Consider the following 15,983-nt stretch of genomic DNA (forward strand, 5'->3'; position numbering starts at 1 on the left):
GGCGCGCGCCATAGATAAAATGAATTCATTGAATCCACCGTATTCCAATCAGGCATAACCATGGAACTGCGCCCCCTGCGCGCGCTGGTCGAGGTGGTCCGCCGGGGCGGTTTTTCCCAGGCGGCCAAGGCCGTCTACGCCACCCAGCCCACCGTCAGCAAGGCGGTGCGCCAGCTCGAGGACGAGCTGGGCATGCCGTTGCTGGACCGCCACGCCCAGCCGCCGCGGCTGACGGCGGCCGGCGAAATCGTCTACCGCCGCGCGCAGGCCATGCTGGCCCAGCGCGACGACCTGTACGCGGAGCTGGACGAACTGAAGGGCCTCAAGCGCGGCGTGCTGCGGCTGGGCCTGCCGCCGCTGGGCAGCAGCACGCTGTTCGCGCCGCTTTTCGCGCGCTTTCGCAGCCGCTATCCGCAGGTGGAAATCAGCCTGGTGGAACACGGCAGCCGGCGTCTGGAGGAAATGGTGATGGCCGGCGAAATCGAGCTGGCGGCCTCGCTCAAGCCGGTGCCCGAGCATTTCGAATGGCAGCCCGTGGCGCGCGAGCCGCTGGTGGCGCTGATGCCCGCCGACCATCCCAGCGCGGGCGCCGCGTCGGTCAGCCTGCGCGAGCTGCGGGACTCGCCTTTCATCCTGTTCGAGACCGGCTTCGCACTCAACCGCATCCTGCATGACGCCTGCCAGCGCGCCGGCTTCGCCCCCACGATCGCGGCGCGCAGCAGCCAGGTGGATTTCATCGTGGCGCTGGTGGCGGCCGGCCTGGGCGTGGCCTTTCTGCCGCGCCTGAAGGCGCGCGAGGAACTGCATGCCGGCGTGGCCCGCGTGCCGCTGCGCGACGCTGGCACGGACTGGGAAATGGTGCTGGTCTGGCGCCGCGGCGGCTATCTGTCGCACGCCGCCCAGGCCTGGCTGGCGCTGACCCGCTAGTATGCTGATGCCGGAACCCCGCCGCCCTGCCCGGGTCATATCGTTCATGCCCGCACTATCCCGCCCCGCCCTGCGCCGACTGCTGGCCGCCGCCCTGCTCACGGGCGCCGGCGTGGTGGGCTGCACCCAGCTCGACTCCTGGCAACGCCAGACGATTTTCTCGCCCCAGGCCGAACCCCAGACCTGGTGGCGCGAGCCGGCCGCCGGCACCCAGGTATATGACCTGCCGCTGGCCGGCGGCGATCACGTGCGCGCCTGGTACTGGCAGAGCCCGCGGGCCGACGCCCCCACCGTGCTGTACCTGCACGGCGCGCGCTGGAACCTGAACGGCAGCGCCTTTCGCATCGAGGGCTGGACGCGCATGGGCTATTCCGTACTGGCCATCGACTACCGCGGCTTCGGGGCCTCGACCGCGTTGCTGCCTTCCGAGCGCACCGCCCAGGAAGACGCCATCGCGGGTCTCAAGGAATTGGCCCGGCTGCAGCCGGACCCGGCGCGCCGCTTCATCTATGGCCACAGTCTGGGCGGCGCGATCGCCATCGACCTGGCCGCGCGTCCGGAACAGCCGGACTTCGCCGGCCTGATCGTGGAATCCAGCTTCACCAGCATCGGCGCGATGCTGGCCACGCTGCGCTGGGGCAAGATGCCGGGCGCCGGCCTGCTGGTCACCCAGCCCTTCGATTCGGTGGAGAAACTGGCCAGCCTGCACACGCCCATGCTGTTCATGCACGGCACCGCCGACCGCGTCGTGCCGCATACGATGAGCGACGAGCTCTACGCCGCCGCGCGCAACGTGGCGCCGGACCTCAAGCGCCTGGTGAAGATCGAAGGCGCCTCGCATTCGGGCGCCTTCCGCAGCGGCGCGCAGTACGAAACCGCCGTCGGCAGTTTCATGCGCGACGCCAGCCGCGCCTACCGCGGCCGCGCGGGCTGAAGCCGCGCCGGCGCGCTTACGCGCAGGGCGTCTGGCGCGCGACCGCGACCGGCTCGTTGCGGCTCAGCCATTTCATGACGTAGGGACGCGAGCGGTCGTAGGCCAGGTTGTACAGAAAGCCGTACGGCAGATAGAACAGCACCAGCGCGATATCGAGCACGAAGGCCTGCCACAGGCTGATGCTCAGCCACCAGGCGGCCAGCGGGATCACGATCAGGATCAGGCCGATCTCGAAGCCGCAGGCGTGCAGCACCCGGACCCTCAGGTTGCGGGTCCAGCCGTAGTGGTTCTCAACTCGGTCGAATCCAGCGTTGTAGATCATGTTCCAGACCAGCGCGATCCAGGCGATCACGGCCGTCAGCACGCCCATCTCGAACAGGGATTTGCCCATGGCCCAGGCGGCCGCCGGCGCGCACAGGCCGATGGCCAGGACTTCGAACAGAAAGGCGTGGAAAAAGCGTTCTTTGAGGGATTTCTTGGCTTGCGTCATGACCCACCTGAGGTCGGTTACTACTGAACGGAACGGATTTTCCACGATATTTCCGGTACGATAAAGATGGTTTTCATCGGAAAAACCGATATCTATTTTGCCGGACATCCCATGCGCCATTCACTGGAATCCCTGGCCGCTTTCGCCCAGGTCGCCTCGGAAGGCACGTTTTCCGCCGCGGCCCGCAAGCTGGGCAAAAGCCAGAGCACCATCAGCGAAACCATTGCCAACCTGGAGGTGGACCTGAACGTGGCCCTGTTCGACCGCAGCCAGCGCCAGCCCACCCTGACCGAGGCCGGCCAGGTGCTGCTGGGGCAGGCCTTGCAGGTGCTGGCCGCCAACGATCGCCTGAACCGCAGCGCCAGCCAGCTGGCCGAGGGCCTGGAGCCCCGGCTCACCCTGGTGCTGTCCGATACGTTCCAGTCGGAAACCTTCGAGACCATGCTCAGCCAGATCGACCAGCGCTATCCGGCGCTGCGCTTCGAATGCCTGATCGCGGAATACGAGGACGTGGTGGCCCTGGTGCAGCAGGGGCGCGCGCACCTGGGCCTGATGGCCGCGCAGGATACCTATCCGCCCGACGTGGCCCACGCCACGCTGGCGGAACTGTCGGAGATCGTGCTGTGCGTGGGACGCAACCATCCGCTGGCCAAGCTGCCCAGCGTCACCGAAGACCAGCTGAAGTCCGAGCGCGCGCTGCGCCTGAGCACCTTCGAGCTGGGCGACAAGGACACCGAGCCGGCCTATTCGACCTGGTCGGCGCCGGGTTATCTGATGCTTCTGGAAATGGCCAGCCGGGGTTTCGGCTGGACCGAGCTGCCGCGCTGGATGATCCAGCGGTTCGGGCAGGACCAGCTGACCGAGCTGAAGGCGCCGGGCTGGCCGCGCCACATCCGGGTCGATGCGGTCTGGTCGCGGCGCCGGGCGCTGGGGCCGGCCGGGGCGTGGCTGCTGCAGAGCCTGACTAGTGGGTAGGTTTTTTCTTTGTGGGGCGTGATGGGTTTCGCGCGCTCGATATTCGTGTTCTTGCCAAGGAATTTGCGCGCTGCACCCATCCTACGAGTTGCATCGTAGGATGGGTGCAGCGCGAGATTTTCCAGCTAAAAGCCCGAGTATCGAGCGCGCGAAACCCATCACGCCCCAGCCGGCAACCGCGAAATATGCACGCCGTTGACGTTGAGCCAATCACCCAGCTTGGGGCTGGCCAGCACGTCGAATTCGGCGCGGCGCTGGCGCGACATGGCGCAGCCGTCCTGGCTGGCCGCGGCCGGATGGCACATCAGCAGGTCGCAGTCGCGCGCGTTGAACAGCCAGTTCTGTAGCAGGCCGGCGTAGTGCCGCTTGCCGCCTTCGAAGCCGTAGACGCCCAGCAGCCGGCGATTGGTGCGCAGGCCGTCGGCGCGCGCCTCGCGCGCCAGCGCGGCCGCGCCCAGCGCGCCGATGATGCGGGCCTTAAACGCTTCACGCAGCGGGATGCCGCTTTGCATGCCGGGCGCGGTCTGACGCAGCCACGGCCGGTTCTCGCCATAGCGGCGCTTGAGCAGCAGCAACAGGCGCGCGCGGATGCCCGGCAGCTGGTGCACGTGCTGATGGCCGTCGACGTAATCGGGCGCGCGGCCAGTGGCGGCCTCGAAGGCGTCGAACTGGCGCTGCAGGCGGGCGTCGATCCAGGCGGCGTCCAGGCGTCCGGCGTAGGCGTTGAGGATCAGGCGGCCCAGCGCGGGCAGCGCTTCGGCGTTCGGATCGAGTTGTTCGGTGAAGTTCACGTGCAGGCCGACGTCCACGTCCAGCGGCGCGAGCCGCCGCACGTGGGCGGCGAACGACGGCCCTTGCGACAGGCAGCTGACCGCGCTCAGGCGGCCCATGCCGGCCAGTTCGATCATGCCTTCATCGATATCGGCATTCATGCCAAAATCGTCCCCGCAGACCACGATACGTTTGCTCATCGCAATACCCCTTACTTCCATTTCGCCACGCTTTCCATGCGCGCCCTGCTGCAACAAGTAAGCACCTTCATTGCCGTCGGATGCGCCGCCGCCTCCACCCATTGGGCTGTCGCCGTGGGCTGCGTGGAGGCCTTCGGGATGCCGCCGCTGGCCGCCAACCTGATCGGCTGGCTGATCGCCTTCGTGGTTTCCTTCCTGGGCCACTATCGTCTGACGTTCCGACATTCGACTATTCCCTGGACAGTAGCAGCGCGCCGTTTCTTTCTCGTGTCAGCCGCCGGCTTCGCCATCAACGAAGCCGCTTACGCGTGGCTGCTGCACAGCACGGCCATCCGCTACGATGTCCTGCTCGCCCTGATACTGGCCGGGCTTGCCGTCGCGACCTTTATTGCAGGCCGGCTCTGGGCATTCCGCCACAGACCCGCTGCCTGAGGGCCGCGTCCACTTCCACCCGCCACATCATGTACTTCGCGCTGGTGACCGCGGGCGCCAGGCCTTGCAGCGGTAGATAGGCCTGATTGTCCGAGGCGGTGCCCCATACCCAGTAGCGCGCTCCATCCGGCGCGCGGCACAGCCGCTGGTTGAATTCGGCCGCGCCAAGCAATACCTGCTCGCCGGTCTGCGGATCGAACTTGGCGGCGTCGTACAGTTCCTTGCGCCAGTTGTCGCGCACCGGCACCTCGGGGTTGAGCCAGTCGTCCACCACCCACATCGGCCGCGGCGCCCGGGCGTACAAGGCCAGGTCGAACGGATAGGAGTGCAGGGACACGAAGGTGTCGCCCGGCCTGGCCTGCTCGCGCACCACCTTGGCCAGCGGGCTGGCGCTGCCGCGCGCATTGTGCGCGGCGATGCCCACCGCGATCACGCAGATGCCGGCGGCCACGGCCGCGCTCAGGCGGACCAGACGCTGCGTGACGGGCTCGGTCTCGCGGCGCCAGGCCGCCAGGATGGCTTCCGACAGCAAAAAGGCCAGCGGCGCCAGCACCGGCAGCACGTAGCCCACCAGCTTGGAATGCGGCAGCGAGAAAAACACGATCACGACGCCCAGCCACAACAGCGCGAAGCGCCTCAGGTCGCGCGCCGGGCCGTCGGCCCAGAACGACTTGCGCAGGATGGCGCCGCCCCACAAGGACCAGGGCAGGCTCAGCCCGGCGACCACCGGCAGATAGAACCAGAATGGCTGGGCGTTGTTGAAGCCGCCGGCGGCGAAGCGCTGGAAATGCTGGTAGACGAAGAAGTAATCGTAGAAGCCGGGATAGCGCAGCTGCATCAGCACGAACCACGGCGCGGCCAGCGCGATGAAAAGCAGTATCGACGGCGGCCACAACAGCACGGCCAGGCCGCGCCAGTACCGCCTCCACGTCAGCCAGAGAAACAGGATCGCGCCCGGCAGCACCACGCCGATCAGGCCCTTGGCCAGCACCGCCAGCGCCGCCAGCGCGGCGGCGGCCAGCGACATCCGGCGCCAGGCCTGGCCGCGCTCGGCGCGCAGCACCGCGTCGGCCGCGGCCAGCAGGCATAGCGCGATCATGCCGGCGACCAGCATGTCCAGGTTGGCGAACTGCGCCCCGCCGTAGAAGAACGGCATGGTGGCGAGGATCAGCACGGTCAGCGTGGCGGCCGCCGCGTCGCGGTAGCGGCGCACGAAACCGTACAGCGCCGCCGCCGTGGCCCAGGCCGCCAGCCAGGACGGCACCCGCGCCGCCCACGGATGCACGCCGAAGACGGAAAAGGACAGCTCGGTCAGCCAGTAATAGAGCGGCGGCTTGTGGAAGTACGGCATGCCGTCCAGCAGCGGCACGGCATGCGAGCCGCTGCGCAGCATGTCCCAGGCGACGCCGGCGTAGCGGCCTTCGTCGGGCAGCGTCAGGGGCCTGAGCCAGGCCAGCCACGCCAGCCAGGCGCCGACGGCGAGCAGGAAGCGTCCTGCCGGCGGGGTCCAGTTGGAACGCCCCGGTTGCGTCATGGCGGACATGTCAGTGCGGGTCCTGGTCCGGATGGCAGGTGCGGCCCTGGCGGCGGCGCACCACGAACAAGGGGCGGCCCTTGACCTCGTCGAAGATGCGGGCGACGTACTCGCCCACCACGCCCAGGGAAATGAGGTTCACGCCGGCGAAGAACAGCACGGCGGTGACGATGGTGGTCCAGCCCGATACCGGATTGCCGGACAGCAGGTAGTCGGCCACGAGATAGGCCGCGTAGGCCAGCGCCATCAGGGCGAACGCCACGCCCACCAGGCTCACCAGGCGCAGCGGCCAGGTGGTGAAGGCGGTAAGCCCGTCCAGCGCCAGGCGGAACAGGCGCATGCCGCTGAAGCGGCTGTCGCCGTGCATGCGTTCGTCGGGCGTATAGACCAGCGCCTCGCCCTTGAAGCCGACCCAGGCGTACAGGCCCTTCATGAAGCGCGTGCGTTCGGGCAGCGCGTTGAGCGCGTCCACCACGCTACGGTCCATCAGCCGGAAATCGCCGGCATGCGGCGGCACGTCCACGCCGCGCGCGCCGCTGAGCAGCTTGTAGAACCAGCGCGCGCCGCAGCGCTTGAGCCAGGATTCGTCGGCGCGGCTTTCGCGCACGGCATAGACCATTTCGGCGCCAGCGGCCCAGCGCGCCAGCATCTGCTCGATCAGGGCCGGCGGATGCTGCAGGTCGGCGTCCATGCAGATCACCACATTGCCGGCGGCGGCCTCGAGGCCGGCGCTGAGCGCGGCTTCCTTGCCGAAATTGCGCGACAGCTGCACGTAGCGAAAGCCGGCGTGCTCGGTCCATTGCGCCATCAGCGCCTCGGTGCCGTCGGTGCTGCCGTCGTCGGCCACGATCACTTCCCAGCTGGAGCACAGCGCCGTGAGGCGGCTGCGCAGCAGGGGCAGCAGCACCCGCAGGTTGTCGCATTCATTCAGGCAGGGGATGACGCAGGTCACGCAGGTGTCGTACGGCACGTTGGCCGCCTGCGTCGACCAGAACGCTTCCACGGGAAACGATTTGGCCAGCACCTGGGCGGCTATGGGATCGGACCGGAATTGGATATGCATGGAATGCTGAACTCGGATTGCAGGACACTATGGCGGGCAGTATGCGCAGGGGCTCGTCGAATTTTCATGAAATGCCGCAAGCAAAGCGGGGACAGGTTGGCATCGCTACAATGCGCCCGATTCCAGTTTTTCCCGTTAGTCATGCAATACCGAGTCAGGCCCATGCTTGCCGGCGACGTGGACGGCATCCTCGCCGCCCAGACCCTGGCCTATCCCGATTTCCTGCTGGAGAGCGCGGCGTTCTTCCTCAACCGCCTGGCGCTCGCGCCTGCCCACTGCTGGGTCGCGCGCGCCGAAGGCGGCGACCTCCTGGGCTATCTGATCTCCTATCCCTGGGACGCGGGCCTGCCGCCGGCCCTCGACGTCGCGCTGACAGCGCTGCCGTCGAAGGCCGATCACTGGTTCCTGCATGATTGCGCGGTCGTGCCGCAGGCCCAGGGCCTGGGAGTCGGCCAGGCGCTGCTGCGCGCCGCCGCGGCGGCCGCCGGGCAGGCTGGCCTGCGCCGGGCCAGCCTGGTATCGCTGGAATCGGCGACCGGCTATTGGCGGCGCCACGGCTACGCGCCCATGGACGTCGCAGCGGCCGGCCTGGCCGAAAAGCTTGCCGGCTACGGCCCGCAAGCGCTTTACATGTCCCGCGCGCTGCCGCTGTAGCGCCGCTTCCGTCCCCCCATGTACAACGTTGCCGCCGCGGACGTAACATAAGCCGCACGTGTGTGAGGCGGCAGGGTTCCCGAAGCCGGAAATCTAACTGCGCCCCGACAGGGCGCAAAGGTATCTATGATCTCGCTTTCGCCCGTTCAATCCCTCCTGGCCTGCTGCCTGGTGCTCGTCGTCGGACGGGTGCTCACCACCCGCATCGGGTTTCTTGCCCGCTACAGCATTCCCGATCCCATCGTGGGCGGCCTGCTTTTCGCGGTGATCGCCTACCTGCTGTCGACCTGGGGCGGAATCTCCGTCTCGCTCGAAACCAGCATCAAACCCACCCTGCTGCTGCTGTTCTTCGGCTGCATCGGCCTGACCGCCAACCTCAAGCTGCTGGCCAAGGGCGGCCCCAGGCTGATCGCGTTCCTGCTGGCCCTGATCCCGTTCCTGGTCCTGCAGAACGCCGTGGGACTGGGCATGGCTTGGCTGCTGGACATGCATCCGCTGATGGGCCTGCTGGGCGGCACCATCACGCTGGTGGGCGGGCACGGCACGGGCGCGGCCTACGCCACGCGCTTCGCCGACTTCAACAACATCCAGGACGTGATGGCGCTGGCCATGACCTCGGCCACGCTGGGCCTGGTGCTGGGCGGCGTGGTGGGCGGCCCGGTCGCGGAATGGATCATGCGGCGCCACAAGCTGGCCGGCAGCCTGGACCACGCGCCCGGCGACAAGCATGACGCCCCCGACCTGACCGAAGACCAGGGCCCGACCACCGCCGGCTCCTTCATCGTGTCGCTGACGGCCGCCTTCGTCGCGCTGGTGGTGGGCGGCTATCTGGCCGCGCTGGTCGAGGACGCCCCGGTCAGCCTGCCCAATTTCCTGTGGTGCCTGGCCACGGGCGTGGTGATCCGCAACGGCGGCGAGCGCCTGGGACTGAAACTGGACGACCGCGTCACCGACATCATCGGCACCATCTCGCTGTCGCTGTTCCTGGGCATGACCATGATGACGCTGGACCTGTCCAGCGTGGCGCGCCTGGCCGGCCCGCTGGCCCTGATGCTGGTGGTGCAGACGGCGTTCTGCGCGCTGTACGCGGCCTGGGTGGTGTTCCGCCTGCTCAAGCGCGACTACGAAGCGGCCGTCATGTCGGCCGCCTTCTGCGGCTTCTCGCTGGGCGCCACCGCCACCGCCATCGCCAATATGCAGGCGCTCACGCGCCGCCACGGCCCCGCGCCGGAGTCCTTCATCGTGGTGCCGGTCACCGGCGCGTTCCTGGTCGACATCCTCAACGTGATCGTGCTGACCTCGCTGATCTCCTTGCCGTTCGTGGGAGGGATGTAAGCATGTTCAAACGTCTCATCCTCGTATTGCTGTGCCTGACGCTGGCCGCCTGCGGCCGCGCGCCGGACGCCGACGCGCTGCGCGGCGACGTCGAGCGCAGCCTGAACGCCGCCTATGGCGAAGGGCTGTTCCGGATCGCCGAACTCAAGCGCATGGGATCGGCCGTCGACAACGGCGCGCCCGCCGGCGAAACCCGCCGCGTGGTCTATTACGACGTCGCGCTGGACCTGGCCCGCGACGTCTCGCTGGGCGCCTGGGACCAGCCGGGCGCGGCCTCGCTGGTCACGCTGCTGGGCGCGGGTCCGCGCAGCATCAGCGGCGTGAAATCCGGCGGCAACCAGGCCGGCGACCGCATCGTGGCGCACGCCAGCGCGATCTACCGGCAGGACGGCCAGGACTGGAAGCTGGTGACGCCGGCCGGCTTCAAGGCGGCCCAGGCCCCCAGCCTGGACACCGGCGCGCCGCCGCCGGTCACGCGCCAGCTGCTCGACTCGCTGGACCAGATCACCCATTCCGTCGCCTACACCGGCTCCAGCACCGCCCAGCACGTGGTGCAGCAGGAACTGGAACGCTCGGTGGCGCGCATCAACGGCCGGCTGGCCCGCATGCAGCAGGGCTATCCGCTGGCCGGCGGCCCCGACCGCGGCGAATACGTGGCGTTCGCGCGCGCGCTGCGCGACGTGGCCCGCTCGCGGCAGGTCCGCGTCGCCCCGCTCATCACCGGCGGCGGCGCCGAGAACATCGCGCTGCTGCGCAGCGGCGACGCGGTGGTCGGACTGGCCCAGGCCGATACGGCGCGGCTGGCCTATGACGGCAAGGGCCCGTTCGCGGCCCAGGGGCCGTTCACCGGCCTGCGGGCGCTGGGCAGCCTGTATCCGGAACTGGTCCACATCGTGGTGCGCGACGACGCCTCGGTGCGCGGCGTGCGCGACCTGAAGGGCAAGACCGTCGCGCTGGGTCCGGAGGGCTCGGCCGTGCGGGCCACGCTGGAGGCGGTACTGGCCGCGCACGGGCTGCAGGCCGGACGCGACTACCAGGTCGCAGACACCCCGTTCGCGGCCTCGCTACCGGCGCTGAATTCCGGCTCGGTCGACGCCGCCGCCCAGGTGATCGGCGTGCCGGCCACGCCGCTGCGCGACGCGCTGACCCAGGCCCGGCTGAAGCTGCTGCCGCTCGATCCCGCCGCCATCAAGGCGCTGACGGCGGCCGACAGTTCGCTGATGCCGCTGGACATCGTCGCCGGCACCTATCCCAACCAGGTCGAAGCGATCCCCACCGTCGGCATGGCCGCCCTGCTGCTCACCACCGCGGACCTGACCCGCGACGAAGCCCTGGTGATCGTGCGCGCCGTCTATTCGACCGGACAGGACCTGCTGGCCGCGGGATCGACCCAGGGCAGCCAGGTCTCCATCGCCACCGCGCGGCGCGGACTGACCGTGCCGCTGCACGACGGCGCCCAGGAGGGCCTGACGGAACTGGAGAAGGCCAAGCCGCGATGAGGCCGTTGCGCTTATGATGGCGCTCCTCATCAGGAAACCCCATGAATAAATTCGATCTGCAGAAAAACCAGGCCTTGAAACTGGCCGGCCAGCTCAAGCAGGCCGGCACGCCGGACCGCTACGGCAGCGCCTCGAACGCGCCCGACCGGCGCGAGCAGCGCAAGCTGGACCAGGCCGCCGGCCTGGTGCCGTTCCCGCTGAAGCTGTCGCAGGCCGACGCCGACCGGCTGCGCGCCGCGGCCGCCGAGCGCGGCGTGTCCACCAACGAGATCGTGGCCGAGGCGCTGCGCAAGGCGCTGGGCGCGTAAAGCGATGCACATCTGGGTCGATGCGGACGCGTGCCCCGCGGTCATCAAGGACATTCTGTTCCGCGCCGCGCAACGCTGGCAGCGGCCGCTGACCCTGGTGGCCAACCAGCCGCTGCGCACCCCGCCCTCGCCGCTGATCCGCGCCGTGCAGGTGCCGCGTGGCTTCGACGTGGCCGACGCGCACATCGCCGAACGCGCCGCGCCCGGCGACCTGGTGATCACCGGCGACATCCCGCTGGCCGCGCAAGTCCTGGAAAAAGGCGCGATGGCGCTGAACCCGCGCGGGGAACGCTATACGCCCGACACCATCCGCGAACGGCTGGCGCTGCGCGACATGATGGAAGAACTGCGCGCCGGCGGCGTGGACACCGGCGGCCCCGCCTCGTTCAGCCACGCCGACCGCAAGGCCTTCGCCAACCAGCTCGACGCCCTGCTGTCGCGCGCGGCGCGCCAGCTCAATAAAACGTGATGTACGCCTTGTAGATAATGGTGCCCAGCGCCGTCACCAGGCCCAGCCCCATCAGCCCCATGCCGATATTGCGGTCACGCAGCCCGAAGCCCACCAGCATGAGGGCCACGGCCGTGACGATGATGATGATCATGGTATTGGTATTCGCGAACATCGCCATCTCCAGTTTGCGCGGGTTTATTGTGGATGTGTCCCCGCGGTATCCATCATAGACAGCTGGCAGGCCGCGCGGCTCAATCGGCGCGCGCGGGGTTGTGCAATATCAACACCCGGCCAAACATAGGCGAAAAACAAAAAAGCCAACCGCAAGGGTTGGCTATTTTTGCTGCGTCGTTTTACCTTGGACGCCGACAACGGCCGGCTGGTGGCCTGGCGTTGTCTCTCAAGGGTCTTTGGTGGGTAGTACTGGGTTCGAACCAGTGACCCCTGCCGTGTGAAGGCAGTGCTCTACCACTGAGCTAACCACCCCGAAAGAGGCGAAATATTAGCACGTTTTTTTGAACGTGTGCAAGTCACCCCGAAAAACTTCATGCGGCCGGCGCCGGCGCGTCCAGTTTACGCCAGATGCATTCGCCGCCCACGGCCTTGTCCAGCGCGGCCAGATAGGCTTCGTGCTCGGCCAGGTCTTCGTCGCTGGCCTTGATCACCGGCAGGCCGGAGGCGTCGAACCTGCCCAGCACCAGGCCGTCGGCGCCCGCCGAGCCGCCCTCTTCGACGTCGATCAGCAGCGCGTCCTGGCCGCGCGTCATGGCCAGCCAGACTTCCGCCAGCAGCTGCGAGTCGAGCAAGGCGCCGTGCAGCGTGCGGTGGGCGTTGGAAATGCCGAAACGGTCGCACAGCGCATCCAGCGAGTTGCGCTTGCCGGGGAACAGCGAACGTGCGTGCAGCAGCGAGTCGGTGACCGTCTCGCAGAAATCGCTGATCGGGCCGCGGCCGGTCCTGGCCAGTTCGGCGTTGAAGAATTTCACGTCGAACGCGGCGTTGTGCGCGATCAGCTCGGCGCCCTGGATGAACTGCACGAATTCATCGGCGATGTCGGCAAAGCGCGGCTTGTCGGACAGGAATTCGGTGGTCAGGCCGTGCACCGCCAGCGCCTCGGGGTCGCTGTCGCGGTCCGGGTTCAGGTAGATGTGCAGGTTGTTGCCCGTGGCCATCCGGTTGACCAGCTCCACGCAGCCGATTTCGACGATGCGGTGGCCCTGGGCGGGATCCAGTCCCGTGGTTTCGGTGTCAAAGATGATCTGGCGCATAAAACTATTCCGACGCTTGGGCGGGCGCGGCCGGCGGCGTATGCGGGGACGGAACGGAATCCGCGGAATGCGCTGCGCTGCCGGCCTGGCCGGGTTTCTTGCGTGCGGTGGCGATGAGCGTGTAGGCCACCGGCACGACGAACAAGGTCAGTAGTGTACCCAGCATCAGCCCGCCCACCAGGACCCAGCCGATCTGCTGGCGCGATTCCGCGCCCGCGCCCGAGGACAGCGCCAGCGGCACGGTGCCCAGCACCATGGCGCCGGTGGTCATCAGGATGGGGCGCAGCCGCAGCACGCTGGCCTCGATGACGGCCTCGAACAGTTCCCTGCCCTCGTCGCGCAGCTGGTTGGTGAATTCGACGATCAGGATGCCGTGCTTGGTGATCAGCCCGACCAGGGTGATCAGGCCGATCTGGCTGTAGATGGACAGGGTGCCGCCGGTCAGCCACAGCGCCAGCAGCGCGCCGGTCATAGACAGCGGCACCGACAGCATGATGATGAACGGGTTGCGCCAGCTCTCGAACTGCGCGGCCAGCACCAGGTAGATGAAGGCCAGCGCCATGGCGAAGACCAGATAGATGCTGCCCGAGGAGTCGCGGAACTCGCGCGACTGGCCGTCGAGGTCGGTGACGATGGTGTTGGGCAGCACGTCGCGCGCCACCTGGTGCATGTGCGCCAGCACCTCGCCCAGCGCGTAGCCCGGCGCCACGGCGCCGTCGATCTTGACCGCGCGCAGCCGGTTGAAGTGGTTCAGCGACTGCGGCGAAACGCCTTCGTGCACGCCCAGCAGGTTGTCCAGCTGCACCATGCTGCCGTCGCGCGCGCGCACGTAGATGCCGGAAATGTCGGTGGGATTGGCGCGGTCGCGCGGCGTGACCTGGACGATGACGTCGTACTGCTCGCCCTCGTCCTTGTAGCGGGTCACCTGGCGTCCGCCCAGCATGGATTCCAGCGTGCGCCCCACCGTGTCCACGTTGGCGCCCACGTCGGCCATCTTGTCTCGGTCCACGCGCACGCGCAGCTCGGGCGTGTTCAGGCGCAGGTCGGTGTCCAGGTTGATGAGGCCGGGATACTTGCGCAGCTCGGCCATGAATACGTCGGTCAGGCGCGCCAGCTCCACGTACGAGGCCTGGCTCATGATGATGAACTGCACCGGCTTGGAACGCGCGGACTGGCCCAGCGACGGCGGATTGGTGGGGAACGCCCGCACGCCCGGCAGCGAGGCGAACAGCGGTTGCAGCTCCTGGGTGATGGCCTGCTGCCGGCGGCCGCGCTCTTCCCAGGGCTTGAGGCGCAGGATGGCGGTGCCGTCGGTCACGGTGGGAAAGCCCACGGTCACCTGGCTGCCGCTGGCCTCCGGGATATCGGCGTAGAACTTTTCGATGCCCAGCATGCTTTCCAGCGTGTAGTTCAGCGTGGCGCCCTCGGGCGAGCTGACGATGCCGAACACCACGCCGCGGTCCTCGACGGGGGCCAGTTCGCTCTTGACCACCTTGAACAGCACGCCGCTGGCGGCCGCCACCGCCAGGCCCACCGCCACCACGATCCAGCGATGGCGCAGCGAGGCCGCCAGCACCCGCCGGTAGCCATTGCTCAGGGCGTCGAGCCAGCCTTCGATCAGGTTGTACCAGCGGCTGTGGCTGCTCTGGTGGCGCAGCAGCACCGAACACATCATCGGGGTGAGCGTCAGCGCCACGAAGCCGGACACCAGCACCGCGCCGGCCAGCGCCAGCGCGAATTCGATGAACAGCCGCCCGGTGCGGCCCGTGGCGAACGCCAGCGGCGCGTACACGGTGACCAGCGTCATCGTCATCGCCACCACCGCGAAGCCGATCTCGCGCGAGCCGCGCAGCGCGGCCTCCTTGCGCGGCATGCCGTCCTCGATGTGGCGGAAGATGTTCTCCAGCACCACGATGGCGTCATCCACCACCAGGCCGATGGCCAGCACCATCGCCAGCAGGGTCAGCGTATTGATGGAAAAGCCGAACAGGTACATGAGCGCGCAGGCGCCCACCAGCGATACCGGGATGGTGACGATGGGAATGATGCTGGCGCGCAGGTTGCGCAGGAAGAAGAAGATCACCAGCACCACCAGCACGATGGCCTCGCCGATGGTGTTGAACACCGAGTCGATCGAGCGTTCGATGAACACCGACGAGTCGTAGGCGATGTTCAGCCGCATCCCCGCCGGCAGGTTCTCGTTCAGGCGCTCGACCTCCTCGCGGGCCGCCTTGGACAGCTCCAGCGGGTTGGCGGTGGACTGCCGCGTCAGGCCGATGTTGATCGCCGGCTTGCCGTTGAAGCGCGACAGGATGCGGTCGTTGGCCGCGGCGATTTCCACCTTGGACACGTCGCGCAGGCGCACGGGATAGCCCTTGACGTTGGCGACGATCACGTCCTCGAACTGCGCCGGCGTCTGCAGGTCGGTCGAGGACACGACCGAGAATTCGCGCGCCCGGGACTCGATGCGCCCGGCCGGGATTTCCACGTTCTGGCTGCGCAGCGCCGCCTCCACGTCCTGCACGGTCAGGCCGTAGGCGGCAAGCTTGTCGCGGTCCACGTAGATGCGCATGGACGGCAGGCGCTCGCCGAACACGCGCACTTCCGCCGCCCCCGGCAGCACCGACAGCCGGGTCTTGATGTAGCGGTTGATGTAGTCGGAAGTCTGGATCGCCGAGTACGTGCCGGACTCCACCGCGATGTAGATGATGGGCTGGGAGTCCGCCTCGACCTTGCCGATGATGGGCTCGTCGATCTCGTCGGGCAGGAAGCGGCGGGCGCGCGAGACCTTGTCACGCACTTCGGCCGCGGCCGCGTCGGGATCGCGCGACAGGTTGAACTTGATGTTGATGAGGCTGCGTTCGGAGCGGCTGCGCGAAGTCATTACGTCCACGCCCTCGATGCCGGCGAGCTGGTCCTCCAGCGGCTTGGTCACCTGGGATTCGATCACCTCGGGCGAGGCGCCCTTGTAGGTGGTGTCCACCGAGACGATGGGCTCGTCGATCTTCGGATATTCGCGCACGGTCAGGCGCGAATACGAGATCAGGCCGATCAGCACGATGATCAGCGACAGGACCGACGCGAATACCGGCCGCTTGATACAGGTTTCCGAGATACGCATTGCGCCACCGCCCAAAAGAGA

16 protein-coding genes and 1 tRNA gene are annotated in these 15,983 nt (G+C 68.0%); 9 read left to right on the top strand and 8 right to left on the bottom strand.

From position 1 onward, the window contains the following. The first annotated feature begins 60 nt into the window (after nucleotides 1-60). Both AC1IQ6_RS24235 and AC1IQ6_RS24240 read left to right on the top strand, forming a co-directional pair. The gene (locus tag AC1IQ6_RS24235; protein WP_485865408.1) at nucleotides 61-927 is read left to right on the top strand and encodes a LysR family transcriptional regulator; all 867 of its coding nucleotides are present in this window, start codon (nucleotides 61-63) and stop codon (nucleotides 925-927) included. Between the two features lie 46 nt (nucleotides 928-973). After that, on the top strand, nucleotides 974-1,861 hold the full coding sequence (locus AC1IQ6_RS24240; RefSeq protein WP_111826965.1) for an alpha/beta hydrolase: 888 nt from the start codon (nucleotides 974-976) through the stop codon (nucleotides 1,859-1,861). A gap of 16 nt (nucleotides 1,862-1,877) precedes the next feature. On the opposite strand, the gene AC1IQ6_RS24245 is transcribed toward AC1IQ6_RS24240, so the two are convergent. Further along, nucleotides 1,878-2,351: a multidrug/biocide efflux PACE transporter gene (locus AC1IQ6_RS24245; RefSeq protein ID WP_111826713.1), complete on the bottom strand. Its 474-nt coding sequence runs from the start codon at nucleotides 2,349-2,351 to the stop codon at nucleotides 1,878-1,880. Between the two features lie 111 nt (nucleotides 2,352-2,462). Between AC1IQ6_RS24245 and AC1IQ6_RS24250 the strand changes: the two genes are divergently transcribed. Next, nucleotides 2,463-3,326, top strand: a complete 864-nt coding sequence (locus AC1IQ6_RS24250) for a LysR family transcriptional regulator (protein WP_111826966.1) — start codon at nucleotides 2,463-2,465, stop codon at nucleotides 3,324-3,326. Nucleotides 3,327-3,484: 158 nt separating this feature from the next. Here AC1IQ6_RS24250 and AC1IQ6_RS24255 read toward each other — a convergent pair whose 3' ends face one another. Beyond that, nucleotides 3,485-4,297: a ChbG/HpnK family deacetylase gene (locus AC1IQ6_RS24255; RefSeq protein ID WP_102775839.1), complete on the bottom strand. Its 813-nt coding sequence runs from the start codon at nucleotides 4,295-4,297 to the stop codon at nucleotides 3,485-3,487. Between the two features lie 36 nt (nucleotides 4,298-4,333). Here AC1IQ6_RS24255 and AC1IQ6_RS24260 point away from each other — a divergent pair, with 36 nt between their 5' ends. Next, nucleotides 4,334-4,729: a GtrA family protein gene (locus tag AC1IQ6_RS24260; protein WP_485865409.1), complete on the top strand. Its 396-nt coding sequence runs from the start codon at nucleotides 4,334-4,336 to the stop codon at nucleotides 4,727-4,729. Here AC1IQ6_RS24260 and AC1IQ6_RS24265 read toward each other — a convergent pair. Both AC1IQ6_RS24265 and AC1IQ6_RS24270 read right to left on the bottom strand, forming a co-directional pair. After that, entirely contained in the window at nucleotides 4,683-6,272 is a 1,590-nt protein-coding gene (locus AC1IQ6_RS24265) for a glycosyltransferase family 39 protein (protein WP_485865410.1), read from the bottom strand. The two genes, AC1IQ6_RS24260 and AC1IQ6_RS24265, sit on opposite strands and share 47 nt — an antisense overlap. A gap of 1 nt (nucleotide 6,273) precedes the next feature. Continuing rightward, nucleotides 6,274-7,326 (bottom strand): glycosyltransferase family 2 protein, encoded by a 1,053-nt coding sequence (locus AC1IQ6_RS24270; RefSeq protein ID WP_485865411.1) that lies wholly within the window; start codon nucleotides 7,324-7,326, stop codon nucleotides 6,274-6,276. A 162-nt stretch (nucleotides 7,327-7,488) separates the two neighbouring features. On the opposite strand from AC1IQ6_RS24270, the gene AC1IQ6_RS24275 reads away from it, so the two are divergent. From AC1IQ6_RS24275 to AC1IQ6_RS24295, 5 genes are all read left to right on the top strand, one after another. Next, complete coding sequence (locus AC1IQ6_RS24275; RefSeq protein ID WP_102775835.1) at nucleotides 7,489-7,980, top strand: GNAT family N-acetyltransferase; 492 nt, start codon at nucleotides 7,489-7,491, stop codon at nucleotides 7,978-7,980. A 126-nt stretch (nucleotides 7,981-8,106) separates the two neighbouring features. Further along, a complete protein-coding gene (gene gltS / locus AC1IQ6_RS24280) occupies nucleotides 8,107-9,315 on the top strand; it encodes a sodium/glutamate symporter (protein ID WP_102775834.1) in 1,209 nt (402 codons plus the stop codon). A 2-nt stretch (nucleotides 9,316-9,317) separates the two neighbouring features. After that, on the top strand, nucleotides 9,318-10,814 hold the full coding sequence (locus AC1IQ6_RS24285; RefSeq protein ID WP_209165637.1) for a TAXI family TRAP transporter solute-binding subunit: 1,497 nt from the start codon (nucleotides 9,318-9,320) through the stop codon (nucleotides 10,812-10,814). Nucleotides 10,815-10,855: 41 nt separating this feature from the next. After that, nucleotides 10,856-11,122, top strand: coding sequence for a ribbon-helix-helix protein, CopG family (locus tag AC1IQ6_RS24290; RefSeq protein ID WP_102775832.1), 267 nt, complete (start codon nucleotides 10,856-10,858; stop codon nucleotides 11,120-11,122). 4 nt (nucleotides 11,123-11,126) lie between these two features. Then, nucleotides 11,127-11,591: a YaiI/YqxD family protein gene (locus tag AC1IQ6_RS24295; RefSeq protein ID WP_102775831.1), complete on the top strand. Its 465-nt coding sequence runs from the start codon at nucleotides 11,127-11,129 to the stop codon at nucleotides 11,589-11,591. Here AC1IQ6_RS24295 and AC1IQ6_RS24300 read toward each other — a convergent pair. From AC1IQ6_RS24300 to AC1IQ6_RS24315, 4 genes are all read right to left on the bottom strand, one after another. After that, nucleotides 11,578-11,745 carry a hypothetical protein gene (locus AC1IQ6_RS24300; RefSeq protein WP_168202271.1) on the bottom strand — a complete coding sequence of 56 codons (168 nt, stop codon included), beginning with the start codon at nucleotides 11,743-11,745 and terminating at the stop codon, nucleotides 11,578-11,580. The two genes, AC1IQ6_RS24295 and AC1IQ6_RS24300, sit on opposite strands and share 14 nt — an antisense overlap. 239 nt (nucleotides 11,746-11,984) lie before the next feature. After that, nucleotides 11,985-12,059, bottom strand: a tRNA-Val gene (locus AC1IQ6_RS24305). A gap of 59 nt (nucleotides 12,060-12,118) precedes the next feature. Further along, nucleotides 12,119-12,841, bottom strand: coding sequence for a DNA polymerase III subunit epsilon (gene dnaQ / locus AC1IQ6_RS24310; protein ID WP_485865412.1), 723 nt, complete (start codon nucleotides 12,839-12,841; stop codon nucleotides 12,119-12,121). Between the two features lie 4 nt (nucleotides 12,842-12,845). After that, nucleotides 12,846-15,962 carry an efflux RND transporter permease subunit gene (locus AC1IQ6_RS24315; protein ID WP_102775828.1) on the bottom strand — a complete coding sequence of 1,039 codons (3,117 nt, stop codon included), beginning with the start codon at nucleotides 15,960-15,962 and terminating at the stop codon, nucleotides 12,846-12,848. Nucleotides 15,963-15,983: the final 21 nt, after the last annotated feature.

Source organism: Achromobacter sp. MUI-25009338 (assembly GCF_057359325.1).

Excerpts from the sequence above, each read along its gene's own strand:
- AC1IQ6_RS24315 (WP_102775828.1), bottom strand. The coding sequence starts at position 15,962 with ATGCGTATCTCGGAAACCTGTATCAAGCGGCCGGTATTCGCGTCGGTC.
- AC1IQ6_RS24240 (WP_111826965.1), top strand. The coding sequence starts at position 974 with ATGCCCGCACTATCCCGCCCCGCCCTGCGCCGACTGCTGGCCGCCGCC.
- gltS (WP_102775834.1), top strand. The coding sequence starts at position 8,107 with ATGATCTCGCTTTCGCCCGTTCAATCCCTCCTGGCCTGCTGCCTGGTG.
- AC1IQ6_RS24235 (WP_485865408.1), top strand. The coding sequence starts at position 61 with ATGGAACTGCGCCCCCTGCGCGCGCTGGTCGAGGTGGTCCGCCGGGGC.
- AC1IQ6_RS24245 (WP_111826713.1), bottom strand. The coding sequence starts at position 2,351 with ATGACGCAAGCCAAGAAATCCCTCAAAGAACGCTTTTTCCACGCCTTT.
- dnaQ (WP_485865412.1), bottom strand. The coding sequence starts at position 12,841 with ATGCGCCAGATCATCTTTGACACCGAAACCACGGGACTGGATCCCGCC.
- AC1IQ6_RS24255 (WP_102775839.1), bottom strand. The coding sequence starts at position 4,297 with ATGAGCAAACGTATCGTGGTCTGCGGGGACGATTTTGGCATGAATGCC.
- AC1IQ6_RS24270 (WP_485865411.1), bottom strand. The coding sequence starts at position 7,326 with ATGCATATCCAATTCCGGTCCGATCCCATAGCCGCCCAGGTGCTGGCC.
- AC1IQ6_RS24275 (WP_102775835.1), top strand. The coding sequence starts at position 7,489 with ATGCTTGCCGGCGACGTGGACGGCATCCTCGCCGCCCAGACCCTGGCC.
- AC1IQ6_RS24260 (WP_485865409.1), top strand. The coding sequence starts at position 4,334 with ATGCGCGCCCTGCTGCAACAAGTAAGCACCTTCATTGCCGTCGGATGC.
- AC1IQ6_RS24300 (WP_168202271.1), bottom strand. The coding sequence starts at position 11,745 with ATGTTCGCGAATACCAATACCATGATCATCATCATCGTCACGGCCGTG.
- AC1IQ6_RS24265 (WP_485865410.1), bottom strand. The coding sequence starts at position 6,272 with ATGTCCGCCATGACGCAACCGGGGCGTTCCAACTGGACCCCGCCGGCA.
- AC1IQ6_RS24290 (WP_102775832.1), top strand. The coding sequence starts at position 10,856 with ATGAATAAATTCGATCTGCAGAAAAACCAGGCCTTGAAACTGGCCGGC.
- AC1IQ6_RS24285 (WP_209165637.1), top strand. The coding sequence starts at position 9,318 with ATGTTCAAACGTCTCATCCTCGTATTGCTGTGCCTGACGCTGGCCGCC.
- AC1IQ6_RS24295 (WP_102775831.1), top strand. The coding sequence starts at position 11,127 with ATGCACATCTGGGTCGATGCGGACGCGTGCCCCGCGGTCATCAAGGAC.
- AC1IQ6_RS24250 (WP_111826966.1), top strand. The coding sequence starts at position 2,463 with ATGCGCCATTCACTGGAATCCCTGGCCGCTTTCGCCCAGGTCGCCTCG.